Below are 19,011 nucleotides of genomic sequence, written 5' to 3'. Positions count from 1 at the left end.
TCGGCATGAAGCGTGCAGATAAGCGCCTCGTCACCCGTTGAGCGGCGAGCGATGACGGCGATGTTGTTTCCGCGCGGCTCGAATGCCCAAACGTCGCCTTCAATGCGCGCCGAAAGGTAGCGTAAGCGGTCAACGGCTTTAAGCTCGCGAGCGCGGGCGGGATCGACAATCTTATTCATCGTTCAGCCCGCCATCATCGCCAGATACATCATACTGGCACCGAGAGCGCCAACGGCGAAGCAGATCGACCCACTGACCAAATCAAGGCGGCATTCGTTGAATCGGACGCCCGCGCAAAGGCAGGTCAGCAGACCGACGATGAAGAAAGTGACGGTCATCATGCCGCCTCGCTTTCCGCCATCTCGGCAACTTCCTGCGGCTGGAAATCCTTCCAGTCCACCCGGCGAACAACCGTGGCGCTGCCGTAGTTTCCAGCCTCGTCACGTTCCCAAACGAACCACGCCGTGTTCATGCGGCTGCTGGCCTTGTTTCCGTCCCATCCGTCGCGGTGCATCATCGGGAGACGGCGCTTGAAGACGTAGACGCGAGCGGGCGGGCAATCATCCATGACGAAATTGCGGTCATCGTCCGCGAACCCGCAAAGGAAATTCAGATTGAGCAAAAGCGCCATTTTGCGCGGCTTGTAGACGCGCAGGGCGTAGGCCACGAAGGCATTGAGTATATCGCCGTAAGGCGGATTGGTGACGATATCGTATGAGCCGGCTTCCGGCGGCTGCGAGGTCAAGAAGTCCTGCACCGCCTGCAATTCGCCGTTGCTGTCCGCCGTGCCGTAGTCGTTGATATCGGCCAGCACTACGCCGTAGTGAAACGCTTCCAGCATCCGCGAGATTGCACCGCGCCCGCAGGCGGGTTCAAGAACGCACGCGGTGAATTCCTCCAGCGCCAGCAGCGTAAACATCGCTTCCGGTGGCGTCTCGTAGAGGTTAGCCCCGCGCTCTTCCTTTGTGGCGCTGGCCGTGCCGACCGCCGCGCGAAGATTGGCCTTCGTCGGTTCCAGCCCGGCAGCAAGCCGCGCCTGAATAGCCCGTTCGACAATGCCGGGTTCGCGATGCTCCGCCGCCGCGAGCTTGCGGGCTTCGTGAATTTCTTTGTAAGACAGTCCGGCATCATCGACAGAAAAAACCTTTCCATCGGGAAGGTTTTTCGGCCTGCCTCGCGTGGCGGCTTCGCCCGCCGCCTGCGCTTCGTCCCATTTGTCGGCGATCAGGATTTTCGCGCGGGCTTCGATCAAGAGGGCGTCGGCCTGCATGCGCCGAGCCTTGGCGATCAGCTTTTCCGTTGCGCCGATCTGTTCCGCAAACTGTGCGGCAGTCTTGGCCTGATTATAGGCGACCGACGCGACGATGCGGGCATTGATGATGTCGCCATCGTCCAGAAGCGCCCGCGCCCGTTCCACCGTGGCAACCAGCCCCGACGCATCGGCAACCGGCACCACGGCACTTTCTGTTTCGCGTTCCGGCATGTCGCCCGGCTCCGCAATGCCTTCGAGCATTGCCAGCATTTCACGGGCGCGGTCGGTGGGATAATAGGTTTTTCCGTCCTTCTTATCCCGCGTCAGATAGCCGTTGCTGACAGACTTGTTTGCCGCAACGCCCTGCTGTTGCGATTCGACCGTCACCGCTCCGTCGCGGACGGCGGCGGTGATGACGACAAGGGCGCTCGGGCCGGGCTTCGGAAGCTTGACTTGCTTGTAAGGGGCCATCAGTTCGACCCCTCGCCTGCACGGTGGAACAAATCATCAAGCACGGTGTCCGACAGGACATCCTCAATCCGTGACAACGGATCGACATTCGCAACGTGGTTTTCGATGAGGGCGAGAAAGCGCGCTTCAACTTCGAGCCGCTGGCGGAGAGCGTGGAGTTCGTGAAACGCAACCCTGCCCAAGTTTTTCGCCGACAACACCTCAATGCGGGCCTTTTCCGGCTTCTCGGACGAGTGCGCGCGACGAATACCAGACCGAACCGACATCAATTCCCGGCGCAGGAACGAGCGTGTTGGCTCCTTTCCGCTAGCAAGAATTTCTTCAAGAATAGAACGAAGCGCAGCAGGTTGCTTAGTGATCGCGTCACGCAAGTTTCGCGCCTCGAACAACTGTTTCCTTGAGAGGCCAAAATCACGAACGGTAAGCTCTTCGTTCCGGCCCTTGCTAGGACGCCCGCCCTTGGAGAGATCACCGCGAGTTTGCGCCGCGTCTACTTCATCGGCTAACTTGCGGTCCGCAAGAACCTCGATTTCCAAAGCGTCCGTCTGCGCTTTGCGGGCGATGAAAACGATATGAGCGTGGGCCTTATTCGCCGCTGCAACACGCGCCACCCGCCGGGCGGCATCAAAAACAAGACCAGCCTCCTGTTTCGCTACGAGGATAACAGCGGGGTTTGCAGCAGAGGCAAGACGAAAGGCGGCAGCTTTGATCATGGATGGCAGCGCTTCGGCGCTGGCGTTTATGGTGATGAGATCGGCCATCAGTGCGCCCTCATCAAACGATCAAGGTACGCCTGCCCCAAGCCGGTAAGCTTCGCAGTCTCTCCATCGGCGGTAATGTGAAGATAGCCGCAGCTGCGGCATTCTTCGGCGACGATATGGTAAGCGAGGCCAAGGGCGGACAAATCCAACTTGCCGCCCTCGCATTTCACATGCCGCAAAAAGCCCCTTGCACGTTCGGACAAGGGGCGCTTCATCAGTTCGGTGATAGCCGGATCGGTCTGGCGCTTCATTCCGCACCCCCGACGACGCTAAGCCCGACCTTGTGACCGCCCTTGGCTTTTACACTGGCGAGCGCCTTGCGAAACGCTGCCAGACCGGCTTCCAGTTCCGCCGCGTCACGGTCCATTTTGGTCGCTTCCGCTGGCGTCACCACCATGTCGGCAATCGCAACCGCGCCGCCGGAAATCAGATCGCCAGCCTTGCGGACCATTTCGGAATAGGTGACGACGACGCACTGTTCGGCGGCGCGCTCATTTTCCGGGTCGGCCAGCCGCCGCCCGTTAAGTTCGGCCATCGCAGAGGTGACAACCGGCACGCCGCATTCGCTTTCAAGCGCGTAGACGGCATGCAGCGGCATCAATTCCGGGTCGGTCGCGTTGTTCATGCGCCCGATGTGGCTTTTCGAAATAGAGGAAATCTCCGCCGCACGCTCGATGCCGCCCACGAGGCGGATAAGGTCACGTTGCGCGGCTTTGATGCGGTGAAACCATGCGTTTGAAATCATGAGACAATACCTTTCCCGCGCCGGGAAAATCCCGGCGTTTTTCCCGTGGTGGGAATTGATTGGAGATGAGAGTTTCAGGGCGTCAGGAAGTTACGGAGGCCCACATGCAAAACGAGAGTTGCCCGCGCCGGGCGAGAAGAAGGAAAGCGCACCGGCGCGGGTCGCAGCAGGCCGGGAGGATTGGCCGCGCGAAAAGGAAACGAGGCCGTTCATTCTGCGGCCTCGCGAAAGGCCGAGCGCTCGGCAGCATCAAGCCAATCCATCACTTTTTGATAAGTGCGAATGTTGAAACTCAACCCGGATTGGACGCGCGAAAGGAACTTGCTATCGCCGACCGCAGCCACGCCTATTGCAGAAAAACTCGTCTTAGCGGCCTTGGCGTAAGCGCTGGCGCGTTCGATCAAGCAATTCCGAATGTCGTTTTCTGTGATGATGTAACGATTTTGCATGCCGTCATATTCGGGATTTGTCCCGAATTGTCAAGGGATGCTTCCCGATGGACGTAACAACGCACAGCATGCGAGAAGAGGCTATGGAAACGTCGCTGCAAAAACGCCTTAGAATCCGAATGGATATCCTTGGAATGAATGCATACGAGACCGCCAACAAGGCGGGCTTAGGTCCGAGTTTTGTTCGGGACATTTTACGCGGCAAATCCCGAAATCCGACCATTGAGAAGCTGGAGAAGCTTGCAGCAGCCCTTAATACTACCGTCGATTGGTTTCTAGCTGACGCCACACCACAACACAGCAACGGCGTGGAAGAGATAAAAATTGAAGGGCTTCTCGTCAGGTGCGACATTCAGGCGGGCACATGGTTGGATATGTCGATTATTGACGATGATCCTGAGCATAGAGAGATCATACCGGTTGCGCGCGACCCCCGGTTCCCTAGGGCGAAACAGTATGGCTTGCGCGTGAAAGGTGATTCGATGGATTTGGAGTACCCAGACGGCAGCTATGTATCCGTGGTCGATTTCGCAGATAGTGGCCTGTCAGTAAGAGCTGGACTGACGGTACATGTCGAGCGCCGGAGCGGTCATCTTGTCGAAGCCACACTTAAGGTCATTGAATTGACCAGCGAGGGCGAAATGATCCTGTCCCCAAGAAGTAGCAACCCGAAACACCAGCCTTTACGACTAGAAGGGGACGACTCAACAGAGATAGTCGTCTGCGGGGTAGTGACGGGCAGCTACCGAAGGACGGCGCTCTAATCATTCGAAGTACCGGGACGGCATCAAAGGGGAATTGAATGTTTTCAAAGTTTGCGGGGTCCGTTCTTTTATCGGCGCTGGCTTGGACGGCACCAGCGCATGCAGGCTTCAATTCATGGAGCGCGAAAACAGAAAATGACCCCTTTTCAGGTGGAACCAAGGTAACGGCAAATTATGCATCTTCCGTTCGATCGGGCGTTTTGATTGCGTGCGACACCGCGCAAAGCGGGATGATGGTTCGAACGATTCCCGGTTTCAGCTACTCTGATGTTCTTGCTGGAAGAAGACCGCTGATGGAATTTGCAGTGGACGGAAAAAGGCTGATTGAGCAATCCGGTGAAACCGGCTCCGTTGGCGACAATCTTGCTGTTGCGCAGGTGCAATTGACACATGCAAACGCAATGGCGTTAGCGGAAGCTTTTGTGAAGGCAAAAACACAGGTTGCTGTGAGAGATGGCATAAGTGACCGACCATTCCTACTCCGCGCCGCAGGGAGTTCCAAGGTCGGAGCCACGCTTGTAAAATGCCTTAAGCAGCAGGCAGCGGCAACGAGCAAGGCCGACAAGCCGTCCAGCGATGCGGAAGATGATCTACTGACGCCCGCAGGCCGGTTCGTGAAATTCAAAGGAATGGCCTTGGCCGCGCAGGATAAATGTAAGGATTACGAAATCAAACCTGAGGCGCTAAAGCCGCAAGGGATCGATGCCGCCGAACTAGCAACGGTGGAAGGAAATATGCTTGACGGTGAGAAAAACGACGCCATTCGTTTATTCTACGAAAAGAGTTGCTTTGCGGCGCTACGTGAGCCTCTAGCCTTCACAAGCTTAGGGTTCGACCAAGTGTGGCAGAAAAAATAAATTCTACGTGGAAGATTTCATAGAGCCGCACCAAGTGCGGCTTTTCTTTTCTCTCCAATTGGGGACAAATCCCTAACTGAGACATTTTATTAGGGATGCGTCCCTTGACTTAGGGATTTATCCCGAATAACTTTCCTCCATCCCAAGCCGATCCCCTCATGGCGGCACGGGAAATGCCGGGCGGCGCACCCTCGAAATGTGAACATGCCGCCCGGCTCCCTCAACGAAAGAAGGATGGAGCCTTATGCTTGCAATGTTCAAAAGCCTCGTCGGAGACAAGGCAAAGAAGTTTTCCGGCAAGACCGATTTTCTGGAAGCGGTTTGCGCCGCATCCGCCCTCGTCGCCACGGCTGACGGCGAGCTTGACGATAGCGAGCTTCTGGCCGCTGTCGCCGCAGTGAAGTCTAACGCCGCCCTTTCCGGCGCGTTCGATGCCCGCGCCATCGAAACCACGATGGACAAAACGTGCAGCCGCGCCGTGGGCCGCGTGGGCAAGGCCGGTCTCTTCAAGGAAATCGAAGACATCAAGGCCGATCACGACATGAGCGAAACCGTCCTTCTGGTCGCGCTGGACGTAGCGGACAGCGGCGGCATTTCCGACGACGAAAAAGCAGTGCTCGCGAAGATCGCGTCCACTGTCGGGCTTGATCTGGCCAAGTACCTCTAACCATGGCGACCGCGAAGAATATCGCCTTGGCGACGGCGGCGGGCCTTCTCGTCACGATGCAGGCCCTCTTCTTTTCCTTCGCCATGGACCTCGTTTCCAGCGTCCTGCTGGTCGCAATCGGCTTCGTCGCAGGCCGGTTGTCCCGCTGAAAAGCCCTCCCGAGCATGAGGCAAAAAGGCTCGCCCCACCCCAATCAGGAGATACCGGAATGCGCATCGATACCGCAAACGACACCGAACTGACGCAGGCGATGGCGGATGCCATCCAGCGCGTGGGCGAAGGCTGCACAAAAGCCGACCTTCGGGAATGGTTCACCGCCGATGAAATCCACCGCTGCGGCGATGCCGCTACTGCCCGGCTCCATGACATGCGCGTTCAGGACGCGCGTGCTGCGGCCTGATGCCGTTTGGCGATGGCCTTCGGGCCATCATCCAACAGCATCACCGGAGAGCAAAATGGATACCGATGTAAAGAGGCTTCGCAATCGCGCCTTGTATCTGCGTCATTGCGCAGAAGTTGCGGAGCGCAACCTTGTCCCGCCGACTATTGCAGAAGATGAAGACGAGGACGAAACCCCGAAGCCGTTGCATGTTCGCCTTCGCGAAGCTGCAACTGAGGCAATTGCGGCAGCAAGCGCCCTCGAAATGGCGAATGACCTTTGGCAGTACGCCGACGACTTGAGTCGCGCCGCATTGGACGAAGCCAAGAAGCTCGATTGGTACGACGACGCCTACACGGGCTTCTGTGACGGCATGGCCGCAGCCTGAAACATCCGCTCTGGTTTCCGCCTCACGCGAGGCGGTTTCCCGAACGGATGGAGGTAGCTTTGATCCAGATTTCCCCGATGTACCCGCTTAACCGCCAGCAGCTTGGCACATTCCGCAAGGAACGCGAGCAACCCTATTGCCGCTTCTTTCTGGCCTGCATCGCTGCGGTTCTCATCCTTTCGATTATCGGCGGCGCGGCGCTTTGCGCAACCCGGCTGGCTGAAATCGAACGCTACCACGCCGCCGCCGCGCGCGTGTGACCTTCCTCCAAACCGCAAGGAACCATTCGCATGAAGAAAATACGCGATGCCTCCACCATCATCGGCATGTTGGAAAACGGCCAGCTTAACCCCGCCTTCTCCGCCGAGATCGGCCAGACGCTGGAAAAGCTTTCGGACATGTCCGAAGCGAACCCCATGCAGTCTTTCAAGGGTTCCGTGACCCTGAAACTGTCCCTGTCCGTCAAGGACGGCATGGTGACGATTGCCGCCGACATGGAATCCAAAACCCCGAAGCTGCCACGCAAGAATTCGGTCTTTTGGGTTGTCGAAGACGGCGCGCTTTCGACCGAGCATCCCCGCCAGCACGACATGTTTTCGCCGCGCGAAGTCTCCGCAGGCTGATTTCCCAACCTTAGCAACCGCGTCCGGCCAGTGACCGGCGCACCAACAGAGGAACCGAAATGGACCAACTCACCCAAACCGCCGTCGCCGAGATCGCAAAGCTCGCGGCGCAGACCAACGCCGCGATTGTGCAGGTTCCGGCACCTGCCGACGCCAAGGGCATCCCCTCCAACGTCCCGGCGCTGCTGGACCCGACCAGCGGCAAGCTGTCTGACGTATCGGCAGTCTTTGCGCCATGGCGCACCCGCCCGGAGCGCAAGCAGGGCACCGCCAATGTTGAAACGCTGGATTCCTTCGTCAAGCTGGTCGAGCGCCACAAGACGGACAACAGCGTGATCTTTGCAGTGACGGACTGGCGCACCCCCGCCTTCACCGCCGTTATCGACTACCACGGCGATGACCCGGACAACGGCAAGCACCGGGTGCACTACGCGTTCCCGCTTTCCGAAGAATGGAAAGCTTGGCAGGGCATCCATGGCAAAGCATTGTCTCAAAACGAGTTCGCGGAATTCATCGAAGACCATATCGCCGAACTGGCCTCGCCGGACTCTGACGAGGTGAAAGACCTCGAATTGCTGTTCCGGGCGAAGATTGCCTATCCGAATGAACTGGTAGTGCTTTCGCAGGGCTTGCAGATCAACGCGGAAACCCGCGTCAAGACGGCCCTGAAACTGCAAACAGGCGAAAGCCAGATCGTTTTCGAGGAAGACCACAAGAACGCCAACGGCGACCCGATCACCGTGCCGGGCGTCTTCGTCCTCAACATCGCGCCGTTCTTCCAGGGTGAAAGCATCCGCCTGCCCGTGCGTCTGCGCTACCGCCTTCGTGAAGGCACGCTTTCGTGGACGTGCATGCTTTACCGGCCCGATATCCACATCACCAAGGCCGTCAACTTCGCCCTGCACGAAACCGCCGCAGAACTTGGCCTGCCGAAGTTCGCGGGCAAGCCCGAAATGTCGGCGTGATTTCACCCGGAGCGCGGGCGGTTGCCGCCCGCCTCCATCCAGCCAGAGAGAACCCAACCATGTCCGATAATACAAAAATCGAGTGGACCGACGCCACTTGGAACCCGATCACGGGTTGCGCTGTAGTCTCTCCGGGCTGCACCAACTGTTATGCGATGAAGCTCGCCGGAACCCGGCTGAAAAATCACAGGAGCCGGGAAGGACTTACGGTTGAAACGAAGTCCGGCCCCGTGTGGAACGGCAAGGTGCGTCTTAATGCGGAGTGGATGGAACAGCCGTTGCGCTGGAGCCGTCCGCGCATGATCTTCGTTTGCGCCCACGGAGACCTTTTTGCAGAAGGCGTGCCGGACGAGTGGATTGACATGGTTTTCGCCGTCATGGCGAGCGCCCCGCAGCACACGTTTCAGGTCTTGACCAAGAGGCCGGAGCGGATGCGCGACTACTTGTTTGCACGCCGACACCTGCCGTTTCCTAATATCTGGCTTGGCACATCCGCCGAGGACCAGACCCGTTATTCTGCGCGCTGGCCGTTCATGGAAGATATTGCCGAACGTGGCTGGATGGTTTGGGTTTCTGCCGAACCGCTGTTAGGCCCGCTTCACCTGCTCGCTACGCCGCTTCGGAAAGTCGGCCCCGATGGCAAAGTACACCTTGCACGCCCTCCTATGTGGGTCGTGGCAGGCGGAGAAAGCGGACCGGGCGCACGTCCGATGCATCCCGAATGGATACGCGCCTTGCGCAACCAGTGCCAAATCCATCGCATTCCGTTCCTGTTTAAACAGTGGGGCGCATGGAAGCCCGTACCTTGGAAGCTTGAGCGGATCGAAACCGAAAGTGATGCGGAATATATCGAGCGGTCCGAAAAAGAATGTTCCACACACGCGCTTTCTCGCACAGGATATTTGATCGAGCTTGATCACAAGCCATGGAGTTGGGCGCGCGTATTGCCGCAGCCTGACACCCACCATGCCGTTAAACTGGTAGGCAAGACGGCGGCAGGCCGCGTGCTGGACGGCGTTGAACACAACGCATTCCCGGAGGGCCGAGCATGACGCCCGAACAGCTTTCCGTTCTCGCCGCCCTGCCGCAACTGGCGCTGTCCGTCCGACAGCCGTGGGTTCATTGCATTTTCGAACTCGGCAAGCCAGTCGAAAACCGGACGTGGGCAACGAAGTATCGCGGGCCGGTCTGCATCCATGCCGCCAAGGGCATGACGGCGGAAGAGTGGCTTGACGGCCTTTATGTGGCCCGCGCCGCCCTGCCCGAAGGCCGCACCGGGCCTGCATTTCCGGGCCGAAAAGATGAACGCCGTTTGCCGCGCGGCGGCATCGTAGGAACCGTCGATATCGTGGATTGCGTCACGCGCCACGAAAGCCCGTGGTTCTTCGGCCCGTACGGCTTCGTGCTGGCAAATCCCAAACCCTGCGAATTTATCCCGGTCAAAGGCGCACTCGGCTTTTTCGACTGGCGGAAGAACCTTGAGGCGACCCCATGACAGATATCGTCAAAGCAGCGAAGAAGCTTATTGATTGCGTCGAATTCGACATGAATGGCGCAGGCGGTAAGGGTGGCAACGGCGGCTTGCTGTCCGATACCACCTTGCGCGCCGCCCACGATCTGCGGGTTATCATGAGCCGGGAGGCGGACCGCGAGCAAAGGAAGCCCGCATTTCGCCTACAGAACGGCATGCCGTTTGGTATCTCGGTTTTGATCGACATGCCGCCCGGCTGCGACATGGTTGCCGTGTTCGCCGACCACCCGCACCATGTGCCGGTATGGATGGGCCTACCGCACCAGCTTTACGTCACCACGTTTGCCAAGCTATTGTATGACAACGCAGCCGCAAGCTTGACCATCGTTCCCTATCGCAACGCGTCAAAGGTGACCGCGACCGAAAACGAGATCGCCCTTGCACTCGCTGAGTGGGCCAGCCAGCCCGCCAAGCTGGAGGGCGGCACCAATGGGTAATCGTCGCTATGTAGTCGCGTACGGCGAACTTATGGACCGAAGCGTCAGCCTCGCCCCCGAAAATGAGACCGGCGATTTCCTCACAAGAGCGGAAGCCGCCCGGCGCATCGTGGCCGAAATGGACGAGGTAATCATGCTCGCCAAACGCAGCCGCAACCGCGCCCAGCGCATTTTGCGCGCGGAGAAAAAGAAAGGCGCACACCTATGAAGCCCGCCCTTCTTCATATCCTCCAACACTCCCTTGGGCTTGACCAGTACGGACGAGGCACCTTCTATCGCAACCGGTTTGTGACAGACGCAGGCAGCGCGGATCATACTCATTGCATGGAGTTGACCGCCATGGGCTTTATGACCCGCAGGGCTAACGTTGAGCTTTTTGGCGGCAGCGATATTTTCACCGTGACCGATGAAGGCAAGCGCGCCGTCCGCGAAAATAGCCCTTCGCCGCCCAAGCTCTCACGCGACCAACAGCGATATAGGGATTGGCTTGACTACGATGGCAGCATGTCCTTCATCGACTACGTGAAATGGAAGTCTCGCCAGCGCCAGCAGATCGGCGGTGCGGTTTGAGCACGCCCCTTTTTGAGAGAATCGTGACATTCGCATACGAGGACACCGAGCGCGGCGAACTCATGCGCAAGGTCTGGTCAACAACTCCTTTTGTGATTGATTGCTACACCGGCACATTCAGTTGCCACCGAGAAAACCAGATGCGGCGTTGGCTGAATGAGAATTTCGGCAATGAAGCGCGGCCGATCCACGAGCGGGCGGGTCGCTGGCAGTTTGGAAGCGCCACCGTCTTCGGCTGGACGTGGCTTGGCTTTAGCACCGGAGCGGAATTGAACGCGTTTCTGTCCGCCTTTCCTAACGCGATTGAGGATGAAGGAGGCAATCCATGCCCAAAGTGAAAAACAACATCGCAGTGCAATTCACTTCAACCTTGACCCTCACAGAAACGGAAATGCGGGCGCTGGACGCTATCGTTGGTTATGGCTTCGATAGCTTCATAAAAGTATTCAAGCGCGACTTAGGTGAAAACTACATCCAGAGCCACGAGGACGGCGCGCGCGCCTTGTTCGCTACCATTAAACGTGAGGTGCACCCTGCACTAAACGAAGTGGCTGAAATCCGTAAGCGCCTGCTGGACATCGCCGATAAACCGGAGGGTGCATAATGGCCGAAGTAACCGGTCCCATTTCCAGCTTGCCGGGCAGGTCGCATGCAGTTCCCGAAGGTATGACTTGCGATCAACACCCGGATCGGCCCGCCGTCGCTCGCATTCAGGGTGAGACAGATTCCTTCGGCTGCGAAATGATAGACATGTGCCAAGAATGCTCTGACGAATACCGGGCATACATTAAATCCGACGAGGCAAAGGAGGATCGCAAAGGAACTTGCGATTGGTGCAGGCATTTTGCGGACGATCTGCGCGAGGCCAGAGACTATGAAGAAGGCATGTGCGGACCCGTCTACCGGGTCTGTGGCGCTTGCATTCGTCGGGTAAACGAAGAAGCTGCCGCAGAACTCGACTACCTTGACGACCTCGATTTTACCAGCCCCGACGACGACTATTGCACCGTCTGCGGAGACGAAGGAGATATGCACGGACGCGACGGTGCGTGGCAGGGCTATTGTGGTTGCGCTACGGGCCTTCGACTAAAAGGCGAAGCCGAAGCGCGCTACCGCGCTAAGTCGGAGGGCGGCAAATGAAAAAGCCAACCGCTGCCGACAAGGCGAACGTCCTTTCTTTCTGTTTCGTTGCCCTCACAGCATTCAGCGAAAACGCGTTGTCACCAACCCAACAAAGATGGGCGCGAGAGCGTGCCGAGAATTGCCTTTGGGCGCTTGGCATTCCCGAATTTAAAACGGACCGGGCAACGTATACCGCTCGCGAACTTGAAGAAGCCATGGCGACCCTTGATCTTCAAGCCACCAAGCTTTTGACGGAGGCCGGAAATGGCTGACCTTGCCCCAAACCCAAAGAAGAAAAGCCGCCGTCCGACGCTTCGAATTCGCGACGTGAACGCCACCCTTGAAGCGCTAAAAAAGAACGGCATGACCCCGACCGCGCTGGACACATTGCCAGACGGTACATTTCGATGGCATTTTACGCCACCGGCACAGAACGACGAAGACGATCTGGACCGCGAGCTTGCGGAGTTTGACAAGAAGCATGGTTACAGTTGAGCTAAAGGGCATCCACACCGTAAAGGCCAAGGGCAATGTTTATTATTACGCTTGGCGCGGTGGCCCAAGGCTCGACGGCCAGCCGGGAACGGCGGCTTTTATGGCATCCTATAACGAAGCCATCGCCAGCCGTATGGAACCGGAAAGCGGTCGCTTCCGCTCCATCATCACCCACTACAAGGCAACAGAATTCAAGAAGCTCGCCGATTCCACGAAGCGCGTTTGGTCGCCGTGGATTGATCGCATTTCCGAATACTTCGGCAATCTGAGCATTGCGCAGTTCAACCGCACCGACAAAATACGCCCCCGCATCCGGCAATGGCGCGGCCAGTACAGCGAAACGCCGCGCGCCGCAGACACTGGCATGCAGGTTCTTTCCCGCATTCTGTCCCATGGCGTGGACCCGATGGGCAAGCTTAGCGCCAATCCAGCCGAAGGCATTAAGCATCTCTACAGTTCCGACCGATCCGAAATCATCTGGACGGACGCCGACATTGCGCAGGTGAAAGCTGGATGCTCTGACGAGGTGAAATGGGTTATCGACCTCGCCGCCCATACCGGCTTGCGCGTCAGCGATCTGCTTAAACTGTCATGGTCGCATGTCGGCCCCGATGCCATCATCATTTCGACCGGCAAGAGCAAGCACAAGCGCGAGGCGATCATACCGCGCTACGACGCCTTGAATGAAATTCTTGAGCGCATCCCAAAGCGCTCGCCGGTCATCCTCACCAGCTCCAAAAAGAAGCCGTGGAAGCCAAGCGGATTGAATACGATGTTTTGGCGGGCGAAAGAAAAAACGAACATGCTGGAACGCGATCTGCACTTCCACGACCTGCGAGGCACCGCAGCGACAAAGTTCTACATCGCGGGGCTGTCAGTTCGCGTGATCGCCGAGATTATGGCATGGGAGGAAGAGACGGTTGAGAAAATTATTCGCCGTTACGTGGGCCGAAACTCCGCCACGAAAGAGATGATCCGGCAGCTAAACGAGGCCAGAACGCGAACATAAGCTGTAAAACAGCTTGTAAAACTCTTCTGTTTTTCTAGGGCAAAAGACGGCGGAAAGCCCTGAGAAATAAGGTGGAGCGGGTGAAGGGAATCGAACCCTCGTATTCAGCTTGGGAAGCTGCTGCTCTACCATTGAGCTACACCCGCACCCACAAACAAGACATCGGATAGTTCGCGGCGGGTGTCAAGCGCCCGCCGGGGCTCATTATGCGGCGCGAAAGTGCTTGGAGAGCTTCAGCCCCTGCGCCTGATAGTTGGAGCCGAGACCGGTGCCATAAAGGCCTTCCGGTTTCTGCAGCATATGCTCATAAACCAACCGGCCGACGATCTGGCCATGCTCGAGGATAAAGGGCACCTCGTGGCTGCGCACTTCCAGCACGGCGCGGCTGCCGGTGCCCCCCGCCTGCGCGTGGCCGAAGCCGGGGTCAAAGAAACCGGCATAGTGCACACGGAATTCGCCCACCAGCGGATCGAAGGGCGTCATTTCGGCCGCATAAAGCGGCGGCACGTGGACGGCTTCGCGCGAAACGAGAATATAGAACTCGTCCGGGTCGAGGATCAGTTCGGCGCGGCCGCGCGCATAGAGCGGTTCCCAGAAATCGAGAACATCGTGCTGGGCCTTCTTGTCGACATCCACCACCGCCGTATGGTGTTTGCCGCGATAACCGATCAGCCCGTTTTCGCCAAATCCCTTGAGGTCGATCGAGAGTGCGATACCACCGCCCGTCACGTTCGGGCTTTCGCTGGCGACCAGCGTTTCCGTCTCGTGCAGTTTCAGAAGCTCGCTTTCACTCAGCAGCGAATGGCCAATGCGGAAACGGATCTGCGACAGGCGCGAGCCACGGCGAACCACAACGGGGAAGGTGCGCGGGCTGATTTCCAGATAGAGCGGACCTGTGTATCCCGCCGGTATCTTGTCGAATTCCTGCGCATTGTCGGTCATGACGCGGGTGAAGATATCGAGGCGACCGGTCGAACTCTTAGGATTGGCCGAGGCGGACATGTCCGCCGGCAGCGCAAGGCTTTCCATCAGCGGAACGATATAGACACAGCCGGTTTCCAGCACCGCGCCCTGGCTGAGATCCACCTCGTGCAGGCTGAGACGATTGAGCTTGTCGATGACCTTGGTTCCGGGGCCGGGCATGAAACTTGCACGAACACGATAGGCCCTGGAGCCAAGCCTGAGGTCGAGGCTGGCGGGCTGCACCTGATCGACATCGAGATCGGCCTCGCTTTTCAGCTTGCCGCCTGCAAACAGCGCGCGGATTGCGCCATCCGCCAAAATGCCCGTGGTTCTCATCATGGTCGTCATTCCTTTTTACGGCGACAAAACCAAAAGGAAAGCATTGACGCAAGCCGGTAACGGCAGTATGGCAAGCTTATCCCGTGGTGATTTGGCCGGTCGGCTTGCAGCCACGTTAAACAAGTGGCTAAAAAGACCGGGTGCTAGGAACCGGTCTGCTTTTGCGGCCGGTTTTTTTGTTTTGAAGGTGATCACATGAGCAATAAATGGCGCCCGGCAACCCAGCTCGTTCACGGCGGTACGCTACGCTCCCCTTACGGTGAGACGTCGGAAGCGATTTATCTGACCCAAGGCTTCGTCTACGAAAACTCTGAAGCAGCCGAAGCGCGCTTCAAGGGTGAAACCGACGGCTTTATCTACGCCCGATACGCCAGCCCGACCAATGACATGTTCGAAAAGCGAATGTGCCTGCTGGAAGGCGCTGAAGACGCCCGCGCACTTGCTTCGGGCATGGCCGCCGTCACCGCCGCCATCATGTGTCAGCTGCGCGCCGGCGACCATATCGTTGCCGCCCGTGCGCTCTTCGGCTCCTGCCGCTGGGTGGTTGAAACGCTCGCGCCGAAATATGGCATCGAATGCACGCTGATCGACGGACGTGATCTCGGCAACTGGGAAAAGGCAATCCAGCCAAACACCAAGCTGTTTTTCCTCGAAAGCCCGACCAATCCGACACTCGAAGTGGTGGATATCGCCGGCGTAGCGAAGCTTGCCAACCAGATCGGTGCGAAAGTGGTCGTTGACAATGTCTTCGCCACACCGCTTTTCCAGAAACCGCTCGAACTCGGCGCCCATATCGTCGTTTATTCGGCCACCAAACATATTGACGGCCAGGGTCGCTGCCTCGGCGGCGTGATCCTTTCCGACAAGAAATGGATTGAGGAAGAGCTGCAGGATTATTTCCGCCACACCGGCCCGGCCATGTCGCCGTTCAATGCCTGGACGCTTCTGAAGGGCATCGAGACGCTGCCGCTGCGCGTGAAGCAGCAGACGGCCAATGCCTCGAAGATCGCGGACTTCCTTGCCGATAGCGGCAAGGTCGCCAAGGTCATCTATCCCGGGCGCGCCGATCACCCGCAGGCCGACATCATTGCACGGCAGATGTCCGGTGGTTCGACGCTGGTGGCTTTCGAATTGAAGGGCGGCAAGGAAGCGGCCTTCAAGCTGCAGAACGCGCTTGAGATCGTGAAGATTTCCAACAATCTGGGCGACGCCAAGAGCCTCATCACCCATCCCGGCACCACGACGCACAAGAACCTCACAGACGAGGCACGGGCGGAACTCGGTATCTCCGGCGGCACTTTGCGCCTTTCCTGCGGCATCGAGGATACGGACGATCTGCTGGAAGATCTGGTAAAGGGTCTGGCAGCCGTTTCGGCCTGACATTCATTCAATAAGCGACGTGGCCCCGCGGGAACGCCGGGCCATGTCGCGTTTGATGGCCTCGAAAGCCAGTATCAGGCAACCATTATTTACCTTTTCCGTTATCCCTAACGGTAAAAAACAGCGCAACGGGAGACAGCTCCTGCCCCTCAAGTCATTCATTTTCTTGACGATAGCCAGAGCCTATAGTGTAGGATAAGCGGGCAGGGAAAATATCGAGGTGTGGCGCGTATGTATCGTGCTCTGACAAGGGATATCGAGGTGACGGTTGATCCGTATTATCTCGAAGAACAATCCGACCCGGATGACGATCGCTACGTCTGGGGCTACAAGGTCGTGATCGCGAATAACTCGGATGTTCCCGTTACTCTCGTCAATCGCTATTGGCATATCACTGACCAGAATGGACAGGTGGACGAAGTCTACGGACCGGGTGTCGTGGGAGAACAACCGCATCTCAAGCCCGGCGACACCTACGAATATTCCTCCGGCTGCCCGTTGGATACGCCGTCCGGCCTTATGTTCGGACATTACGAGATGGAAACGGAAAGCGGAGAAGTGTTCAACGTCACCATACCCGCATTTTCGCTGGATTCTCCGGGGCTGATGCGGGTCTTGAACTGACCCGCAGGCCATGAAAAACCGCGCCTTTGCAGGCGCGGCCCTTATTCAGGCGTTTTCAAATTCGCTGACATCGTAGCGATAAGTGGTCGAGCAGAACTCACAGGTCACGGCAATCGCGCCGTCTTCCTCGCTTGCCTTGATCTCTTCGGCGGTAAAGCCCGAGAGCACGCCCTTGATCTTATCCCGCGAGCAGCTGCAGCGATCGAAAATGGACTGCGGATCATAGATGCGCACGCCGCTTTCATGGAACAGCCTGAAGAGGAGTCGTTCCACCGGCACCTGCGGATCCGTCAGTTCGTCCGTATCCACGGTGTTCAAAAGCGTCACGGCTTCCGTCCAGGCATCATCCTCCTGCACATCGTGACCGCCTTCATCGCCATCGCCGCCGTGCAGGTCACGCATACGCAGCCGCTCGGGCGCCTGCGGCAGGAACTGGGCGATAACGCCGCCCGCACGCCAGCCATGACGCGGTTTGCCTTCCCCGTCGCGATCGAAGAATTCGGCCACACCGAGGCGCACACGGGTTGGAAGCTGCTCCGACTGACGGAAATAAACCCCGGCAATGTCTTCCAGCGACGAGCCATCGAGTGGCACGATGCCCTGATAGGGTTGCATGCCCACGCCCTGATCGATCGTGAAGGCCAGAATACCGTTGCCCAACAATTGTTCCGGCGAAGTCGCCCCTGCCGCAAGCGCCTCCGCCAGCCGCTCCTCATCAAAACGGGCATAAGCGCGCATGCTTTCCGGCGCGGTGAAATCCGCCACCAGCAGGTCCACCGGACCGTCGCCCTTGGTCTGTACCGTCAGCTTGCCGGAAAACTTGAGCGATGTGCCGATCAACGCCGTCAGAACGGTCGCTTCCGCCAGCAGGCGGGCGACGGCAGCCGGGTAATCGTGGCGCTGGAGAATGGCATTCAGCAGCGGACCCACCTGCACGGCGCGGCCGCGCACATCCAGACCTTCGACCTGAAAGGGCACGACCTTGTCGTCGCCAGCAAAATCGAGATCGTCCAGTTCAACCGTTACATCTGCCATGTCATACTCCCTGGCGCAGCCGTGGCGCCGCTACCGTCCAAAAGTCCGGCTTTCGAAATGTGCTTTTTCCGCTTGTCGCACAGAGACCCGGGAAGAGAAACCGCTTCCGGGGAAAAACGTGCAAATCGTGACGATGGCCCGCCAGAAAACCGACGAGCCTCTTCGAAGTCCAACAGATGGTAATCGCTGCCGAGAAGTTCAAGCACCCGCCCGACGTTGATCAAACGGGTGATATTTTCAGATGACGCCCATGCACCAGGCGATGATGGATTTCTGCGCGTGGAGGCGGTTTTCCGCCTCGTCGAAGACCACCGATTGCGGGCCGTCGATCACCGCATCCGTCACCTCTTCGCCGCGGTGAGCCGGCAGGCAATGCATGAACAGCGCGTCTTTTTCCGCCTTGGCCATCAGGGCTTCATTGACCTGATAGGGCTGGAAGATGTTGTGGCCGCGCGCCTTGTGTTCCTGATTCATGGAGACCCAGGTATCGGTGACGACGCAATCGGCGCCCGCCACCGCCTTGTCGGCATCGTGGCACAACATTATCTCGCCGCCATTGTTGCGGGCCCAGTTCAGGAACTTGTCATGCGGTTCGGAGCCCATCGGCACTGCCATCGTCATGCGGTAGCCGAAACGGGCCGAGCCCTCCACGAAAGAATGCAGGACATTATTGCCGTCCCCTGTCCACGCAATCGTCTTGCCTTTGACCGGACCGCGATGTTCTTCGAAAGTCATGATGTCAGCCATGATCTGGCATGGATGCGTGTCATCCGTCAGGGCGTTGATGACAGGCACTGTCGCATGTTCGGCAAGCTCGAGCAGGCGCGAATGATCTGTCGTGCGGATCATGATGGCGTCAACGTAACGCGACAGCACCTTTGCCGTATCACCGATCGTTTCCGCGCGGCCGAGCTGCATTTCCGTGCCAGAGAGGAAAAGCGTCTCGCCGCCAAGCTGACGCATCCCCACATCGAAAGAGACGCGGGTTCGCGTGGATGGCTTTTCGAAGATCATGGCCAGCATCTTGCCGGCAAGCGGCTTTTCCGCCGTTCCGGCCTTGGTGGCCGCCTTGCGTTCGCGGGCATCGTCGAGAATTACCCGCAGGTCCTGCGAGCTGACGGCCGACAGGTCGAGAAAATGTTTAGGTGAAGCCATTTCAAACTGTCCCATGCTTGGGAGCCCCAG

At 58.3% G+C, this 19,011-nt stretch carries 31 protein-coding genes, 1 tRNA gene and 1 riboswitch; of the genes, 22 read left to right on the top strand and 10 right to left on the bottom strand.

Translation table 11 applies throughout. The features are described 5' to 3' along the window. Window positions 1-182 precede the first annotated feature (182 nt). The 6 genes from EGT36_RS30450 to EGT36_RS08660 all read right to left on the bottom strand — a co-directional run bounded on the left by EGT36_RS30450 (window position 183) and on the right by EGT36_RS08660 (window position 3,678). Entirely contained in the window at window positions 183-341 is a 159-nt protein-coding gene (locus EGT36_RS30450; protein WP_172965631.1) for a hypothetical protein, read from the bottom strand. After that, a complete protein-coding gene (locus tag EGT36_RS08680; RefSeq protein WP_172965630.1) occupies window positions 338-1,723 on the bottom strand; it encodes an SAM-dependent methyltransferase in 1,386 nt (461 codons plus the stop codon). The genes EGT36_RS30450 and EGT36_RS08680 overlap by 4 nt, the downstream gene beginning before the upstream one ends. Beyond that, window positions 1,723-2,484 (bottom strand): hypothetical protein, encoded by a 762-nt coding sequence (locus tag EGT36_RS08675; protein WP_125270264.1) that lies wholly within the window; start codon window positions 2,482-2,484, stop codon window positions 1,723-1,725. The genes EGT36_RS08680 and EGT36_RS08675 overlap by 1 nt, the downstream gene beginning before the upstream one ends. Further along, window positions 2,484-2,735, bottom strand: a complete 252-nt coding sequence (locus EGT36_RS08670; protein ID WP_125270263.1) for a hypothetical protein — start codon at window positions 2,733-2,735, stop codon at window positions 2,484-2,486. The genes EGT36_RS08675 and EGT36_RS08670 overlap by 1 nt, the downstream gene beginning before the upstream one ends. Beyond that, on the bottom strand, window positions 2,732-3,229 hold the full coding sequence (locus EGT36_RS08665; RefSeq protein WP_078053412.1) for a hypothetical protein: 498 nt from the start codon (window positions 3,227-3,229) through the stop codon (window positions 2,732-2,734). The genes EGT36_RS08670 and EGT36_RS08665 overlap by 4 nt, the downstream gene beginning before the upstream one ends. A 209-nt stretch (window positions 3,230-3,438) precedes the next feature. Continuing rightward, window positions 3,439-3,678 carry a hypothetical protein gene (locus tag EGT36_RS08660; RefSeq protein ID WP_125270262.1) on the bottom strand — a complete coding sequence of 80 codons (240 nt, stop codon included), beginning with the start codon at window positions 3,676-3,678 and terminating at the stop codon, window positions 3,439-3,441. A 47-nt stretch (window positions 3,679-3,725) separates the two neighbouring features. Here EGT36_RS08660 and EGT36_RS08655 point away from each other — a divergent pair, with 47 nt between their 5' ends. From EGT36_RS08655 to EGT36_RS08565, 20 genes are all read left to right on the top strand, one after another. After that, on the top strand, window positions 3,726-4,442 hold the full coding sequence (locus tag EGT36_RS08655) for a LexA family protein (protein WP_125270261.1): 717 nt from the start codon (window positions 3,726-3,728) through the stop codon (window positions 4,440-4,442). Between the two features lie 38 nt (window positions 4,443-4,480). Beyond that, window positions 4,481-5,299: a hypothetical protein gene (locus tag EGT36_RS08650; protein WP_125270260.1), complete on the top strand. Its 819-nt coding sequence runs from the start codon at window positions 4,481-4,483 to the stop codon at window positions 5,297-5,299. Window positions 5,300-5,543: 244 nt separating this feature from the next. Continuing rightward, window positions 5,544-5,966 (top strand): tellurite resistance TerB family protein, encoded by a 423-nt coding sequence (locus EGT36_RS08645; RefSeq protein ID WP_125270259.1) that lies wholly within the window; start codon window positions 5,544-5,546, stop codon window positions 5,964-5,966. Window positions 5,967-5,968: 2 nt separating this feature from the next. Further along, entirely contained in the window at window positions 5,969-6,115 is a 147-nt protein-coding gene (locus tag EGT36_RS30445) for a hypothetical protein (RefSeq protein ID WP_155276033.1), read from the top strand. A gap of 59 nt (window positions 6,116-6,174) precedes the next feature. Continuing rightward, complete coding sequence (locus EGT36_RS08640) at window positions 6,175-6,366, top strand: hypothetical protein (RefSeq protein ID WP_125270258.1); 192 nt, start codon at window positions 6,175-6,177, stop codon at window positions 6,364-6,366. A gap of 55 nt (window positions 6,367-6,421) precedes the next feature. Further along, complete coding sequence (locus EGT36_RS08635) at window positions 6,422-6,733, top strand: hypothetical protein (RefSeq protein WP_125270257.1); 312 nt, start codon at window positions 6,422-6,424, stop codon at window positions 6,731-6,733. 59 nt (window positions 6,734-6,792) lie between these two features. Continuing rightward, window positions 6,793-6,993 (top strand): hypothetical protein, encoded by a 201-nt coding sequence (locus EGT36_RS08630; protein WP_125270256.1) that lies wholly within the window; start codon window positions 6,793-6,795, stop codon window positions 6,991-6,993. A gap of 30 nt (window positions 6,994-7,023) precedes the next feature. Next, complete coding sequence (locus EGT36_RS08625; RefSeq protein ID WP_037089328.1) at window positions 7,024-7,356, top strand: YfdP family phage-associated protein; 333 nt, start codon at window positions 7,024-7,026, stop codon at window positions 7,354-7,356. Window positions 7,357-7,415: 59 nt separating this feature from the next. Then, a complete protein-coding gene (locus EGT36_RS08620) occupies window positions 7,416-8,321 on the top strand; it encodes a YfdQ family protein (RefSeq protein WP_125270255.1) in 906 nt (301 codons plus the stop codon). Between the two features lie 59 nt (window positions 8,322-8,380). After that, window positions 8,381-9,373, top strand: a complete 993-nt coding sequence (locus EGT36_RS08615) for a phage Gp37/Gp68 family protein (RefSeq protein WP_125270254.1) — start codon at window positions 8,381-8,383, stop codon at window positions 9,371-9,373. Further along, window positions 9,370-9,816: an ASCH domain-containing protein gene (locus tag EGT36_RS08610; protein WP_125270253.1), complete on the top strand. Its 447-nt coding sequence runs from the start codon at window positions 9,370-9,372 to the stop codon at window positions 9,814-9,816. Before EGT36_RS08615 ends, EGT36_RS08610 begins: the two co-directional genes overlap by 4 nt. Continuing rightward, window positions 9,813-10,289 carry a hypothetical protein gene (locus EGT36_RS08605; RefSeq protein ID WP_125270252.1) on the top strand — a complete coding sequence of 159 codons (477 nt, stop codon included), beginning with the start codon at window positions 9,813-9,815 and terminating at the stop codon, window positions 10,287-10,289. The genes EGT36_RS08610 and EGT36_RS08605 overlap by 4 nt, the downstream gene beginning before the upstream one ends. Further along, on the top strand, window positions 10,282-10,497 hold the full coding sequence (locus EGT36_RS08600; protein ID WP_125270251.1) for a hypothetical protein: 216 nt from the start codon (window positions 10,282-10,284) through the stop codon (window positions 10,495-10,497). The genes EGT36_RS08605 and EGT36_RS08600 overlap by 8 nt, the downstream gene beginning before the upstream one ends. Beyond that, window positions 10,494-10,859 carry a hypothetical protein gene (locus EGT36_RS08595; RefSeq protein ID WP_125270250.1) on the top strand — a complete coding sequence of 122 codons (366 nt, stop codon included), beginning with the start codon at window positions 10,494-10,496 and terminating at the stop codon, window positions 10,857-10,859. The genes EGT36_RS08600 and EGT36_RS08595 overlap by 4 nt, the downstream gene beginning before the upstream one ends. 23 nt (window positions 10,860-10,882) lie before the next feature. Continuing rightward, complete coding sequence (locus EGT36_RS08590; protein WP_125270249.1) at window positions 10,883-11,197, top strand: hypothetical protein; 315 nt, start codon at window positions 10,883-10,885, stop codon at window positions 11,195-11,197. Beyond that, the gene (locus EGT36_RS08585; RefSeq protein WP_125270248.1) at window positions 11,185-11,463 is read left to right on the top strand and encodes a hypothetical protein; all 279 of its coding nucleotides are present in this window, start codon (window positions 11,185-11,187) and stop codon (window positions 11,461-11,463) included. Before EGT36_RS08590 ends, EGT36_RS08585 begins: the two co-directional genes overlap by 13 nt. Beyond that, a complete protein-coding gene (locus EGT36_RS08580) occupies window positions 11,463-11,999 on the top strand; it encodes a hypothetical protein (RefSeq protein ID WP_125270247.1) in 537 nt (178 codons plus the stop codon). Before EGT36_RS08585 ends, EGT36_RS08580 begins: the two co-directional genes overlap by 1 nt. Next, complete coding sequence (locus EGT36_RS08575) at window positions 11,996-12,253, top strand: hypothetical protein (protein ID WP_125270246.1); 258 nt, start codon at window positions 11,996-11,998, stop codon at window positions 12,251-12,253. The genes EGT36_RS08580 and EGT36_RS08575 overlap by 4 nt, the downstream gene beginning before the upstream one ends. Beyond that, complete coding sequence (locus tag EGT36_RS08570; RefSeq protein ID WP_125270245.1) at window positions 12,246-12,476, top strand: hypothetical protein; 231 nt, start codon at window positions 12,246-12,248, stop codon at window positions 12,474-12,476. Before EGT36_RS08575 ends, EGT36_RS08570 begins: the two co-directional genes overlap by 8 nt. After that, entirely contained in the window at window positions 12,463-13,485 is a 1,023-nt protein-coding gene (locus EGT36_RS08565) for a tyrosine-type recombinase/integrase (RefSeq protein ID WP_125270244.1), read from the top strand. The genes EGT36_RS08570 and EGT36_RS08565 overlap by 14 nt, the downstream gene beginning before the upstream one ends. 72 nt (window positions 13,486-13,557) lie before the next feature. On the opposite strand, the gene EGT36_RS08560 is transcribed toward EGT36_RS08565, so the two are convergent. Next, window positions 13,558-13,631: transfer RNA gene (locus EGT36_RS08560), tRNA-Gly, on the bottom strand. A gap of 58 nt (window positions 13,632-13,689) precedes the next feature. Then, window positions 13,690-14,787 carry a 2'-deoxycytidine 5'-triphosphate deaminase gene (locus EGT36_RS08555; protein ID WP_022555567.1) on the bottom strand — a complete coding sequence of 366 codons (1,098 nt, stop codon included), beginning with the start codon at window positions 14,785-14,787 and terminating at the stop codon, window positions 13,690-13,692. 73 nt (window positions 14,788-14,860) lie between these two features. Then, a riboswitch (SAM riboswitch) is annotated at window positions 14,861-14,939 on the top strand. A 43-nt stretch (window positions 14,940-14,982) separates the two neighbouring features. Here EGT36_RS08555 and EGT36_RS08550 point away from each other — a divergent pair. Together EGT36_RS08550 and apaG are read left to right on the top strand one after the other, a co-directional pair. Then, complete coding sequence (locus EGT36_RS08550) at window positions 14,983-16,167, top strand: O-succinylhomoserine sulfhydrylase (RefSeq protein WP_037089338.1); 1,185 nt, start codon at window positions 14,983-14,985, stop codon at window positions 16,165-16,167. 231 nt (window positions 16,168-16,398) lie between these two features. Then, a complete protein-coding gene (gene apaG / locus EGT36_RS08545; RefSeq protein ID WP_006698948.1) occupies window positions 16,399-16,791 on the top strand; it encodes a Co2+/Mg2+ efflux facilitator ApaG/CorD in 393 nt (130 codons plus the stop codon). A gap of 45 nt (window positions 16,792-16,836) precedes the next feature. Here the strand turns inward: apaG and EGT36_RS08540 are convergent, their stop codons facing one another. Next, window positions 16,837-17,826: an Hsp33 family molecular chaperone gene (locus EGT36_RS08540; protein ID WP_037089341.1), complete on the bottom strand. Its 990-nt coding sequence runs from the start codon at window positions 17,824-17,826 to the stop codon at window positions 16,837-16,839. A gap of 237 nt (window positions 17,827-18,063) precedes the next feature. Then, on the bottom strand, window positions 18,064-18,981 hold the full coding sequence (gene argF, locus EGT36_RS08535; RefSeq protein WP_004439776.1) for an ornithine carbamoyltransferase: 918 nt from the start codon (window positions 18,979-18,981) through the stop codon (window positions 18,064-18,066). Between the last annotated feature and the right edge of the window lie 30 nt (window positions 18,982-19,011).

It is taken from the genome of Agrobacterium sp. FDAARGOS_525 (genome assembly GCF_003938925.1).
Classification (GTDB): Bacteria; Pseudomonadota; Alphaproteobacteria; order Rhizobiales; family Rhizobiaceae; genus Agrobacterium; species Agrobacterium pusense.
Note: the sequence above shows the minus strand (reverse complement) of the source record. Positions and strands in the feature narration are given on the sequence as shown.

Bases quoted from the DNA above. Each gene is read 5' to 3' on its own strand.
- EGT36_RS30450 (WP_172965631.1), bottom strand. From the start codon at position 341: ATGATGACCGTCACTTTCTTCATCGTCGGTCTGCTGACCTGCCTTTGC.
- EGT36_RS08680 (WP_172965630.1), bottom strand. From the start codon at position 1,723: ATGGCCCCTTACAAGCAAGTCAAGCTTCCGAAGCCCGGCCCGAGCGCC.
- EGT36_RS08675 (WP_125270264.1), bottom strand. From the start codon at position 2,484: ATGGCCGATCTCATCACCATAAACGCCAGCGCCGAAGCGCTGCCATCC.
- EGT36_RS08670 (WP_125270263.1), bottom strand. From the start codon at position 2,735: ATGAAGCGCCAGACCGATCCGGCTATCACCGAACTGATGAAGCGCCCC.
- EGT36_RS08665 (WP_078053412.1), bottom strand. From the start codon at position 3,229: ATGATTTCAAACGCATGGTTTCACCGCATCAAAGCCGCGCAACGTGAC.
- EGT36_RS08660 (WP_125270262.1), bottom strand. From the start codon at position 3,678: ATGCAAAATCGTTACATCATCACAGAAAACGACATTCGGAATTGCTTG.
- EGT36_RS08655 (WP_125270261.1), top strand. From the start codon at position 3,726: ATGGACGTAACAACGCACAGCATGCGAGAAGAGGCTATGGAAACGTCG.
- EGT36_RS08650 (WP_125270260.1), top strand. From the start codon at position 4,481: ATGTTTTCAAAGTTTGCGGGGTCCGTTCTTTTATCGGCGCTGGCTTGG.
- EGT36_RS08645 (WP_125270259.1), top strand. From the start codon at position 5,544: ATGCTTGCAATGTTCAAAAGCCTCGTCGGAGACAAGGCAAAGAAGTTT.
- EGT36_RS30445 (WP_155276033.1), top strand. From the start codon at position 5,969: ATGGCGACCGCGAAGAATATCGCCTTGGCGACGGCGGCGGGCCTTCTC.
- EGT36_RS08640 (WP_125270258.1), top strand. From the start codon at position 6,175: ATGCGCATCGATACCGCAAACGACACCGAACTGACGCAGGCGATGGCG.
- EGT36_RS08635 (WP_125270257.1), top strand. From the start codon at position 6,422: ATGGATACCGATGTAAAGAGGCTTCGCAATCGCGCCTTGTATCTGCGT.
- EGT36_RS08625 (WP_037089328.1), top strand. From the start codon at position 7,024: ATGAAGAAAATACGCGATGCCTCCACCATCATCGGCATGTTGGAAAAC.
- EGT36_RS08620 (WP_125270255.1), top strand. From the start codon at position 7,416: ATGGACCAACTCACCCAAACCGCCGTCGCCGAGATCGCAAAGCTCGCG.
- EGT36_RS08615 (WP_125270254.1), top strand. From the start codon at position 8,381: ATGTCCGATAATACAAAAATCGAGTGGACCGACGCCACTTGGAACCCG.
- EGT36_RS08610 (WP_125270253.1), top strand. From the start codon at position 9,370: ATGACGCCCGAACAGCTTTCCGTTCTCGCCGCCCTGCCGCAACTGGCG.
- EGT36_RS08605 (WP_125270252.1), top strand. From the start codon at position 9,813: ATGACAGATATCGTCAAAGCAGCGAAGAAGCTTATTGATTGCGTCGAA.
- EGT36_RS08600 (WP_125270251.1), top strand. From the start codon at position 10,282: ATGGGTAATCGTCGCTATGTAGTCGCGTACGGCGAACTTATGGACCGA.
- EGT36_RS08595 (WP_125270250.1), top strand. From the start codon at position 10,494: ATGAAGCCCGCCCTTCTTCATATCCTCCAACACTCCCTTGGGCTTGAC.
- EGT36_RS08585 (WP_125270248.1), top strand. From the start codon at position 11,185: ATGCCCAAAGTGAAAAACAACATCGCAGTGCAATTCACTTCAACCTTG.
- EGT36_RS08580 (WP_125270247.1), top strand. From the start codon at position 11,463: ATGGCCGAAGTAACCGGTCCCATTTCCAGCTTGCCGGGCAGGTCGCAT.
- EGT36_RS08575 (WP_125270246.1), top strand. From the start codon at position 11,996: ATGAAAAAGCCAACCGCTGCCGACAAGGCGAACGTCCTTTCTTTCTGT.
- EGT36_RS08570 (WP_125270245.1), top strand. From the start codon at position 12,246: ATGGCTGACCTTGCCCCAAACCCAAAGAAGAAAAGCCGCCGTCCGACG.
- EGT36_RS08565 (WP_125270244.1), top strand. From the start codon at position 12,463: ATGGTTACAGTTGAGCTAAAGGGCATCCACACCGTAAAGGCCAAGGGC.
- EGT36_RS08555 (WP_022555567.1), bottom strand. From the start codon at position 14,787: ATGATGAGAACCACGGGCATTTTGGCGGATGGCGCAATCCGCGCGCTG.
- EGT36_RS08550 (WP_037089338.1), top strand. From the start codon at position 14,983: ATGAGCAATAAATGGCGCCCGGCAACCCAGCTCGTTCACGGCGGTACG.
- apaG (WP_006698948.1), top strand. From the start codon at position 16,399: ATGTATCGTGCTCTGACAAGGGATATCGAGGTGACGGTTGATCCGTAT.
- EGT36_RS08540 (WP_037089341.1), bottom strand. From the start codon at position 17,826: ATGGCAGATGTAACGGTTGAACTGGACGATCTCGATTTTGCTGGCGAC.
- argF (WP_004439776.1), bottom strand. From the start codon at position 18,981: ATGGCTTCACCTAAACATTTTCTCGACCTGTCGGCCGTCAGCTCGCAG.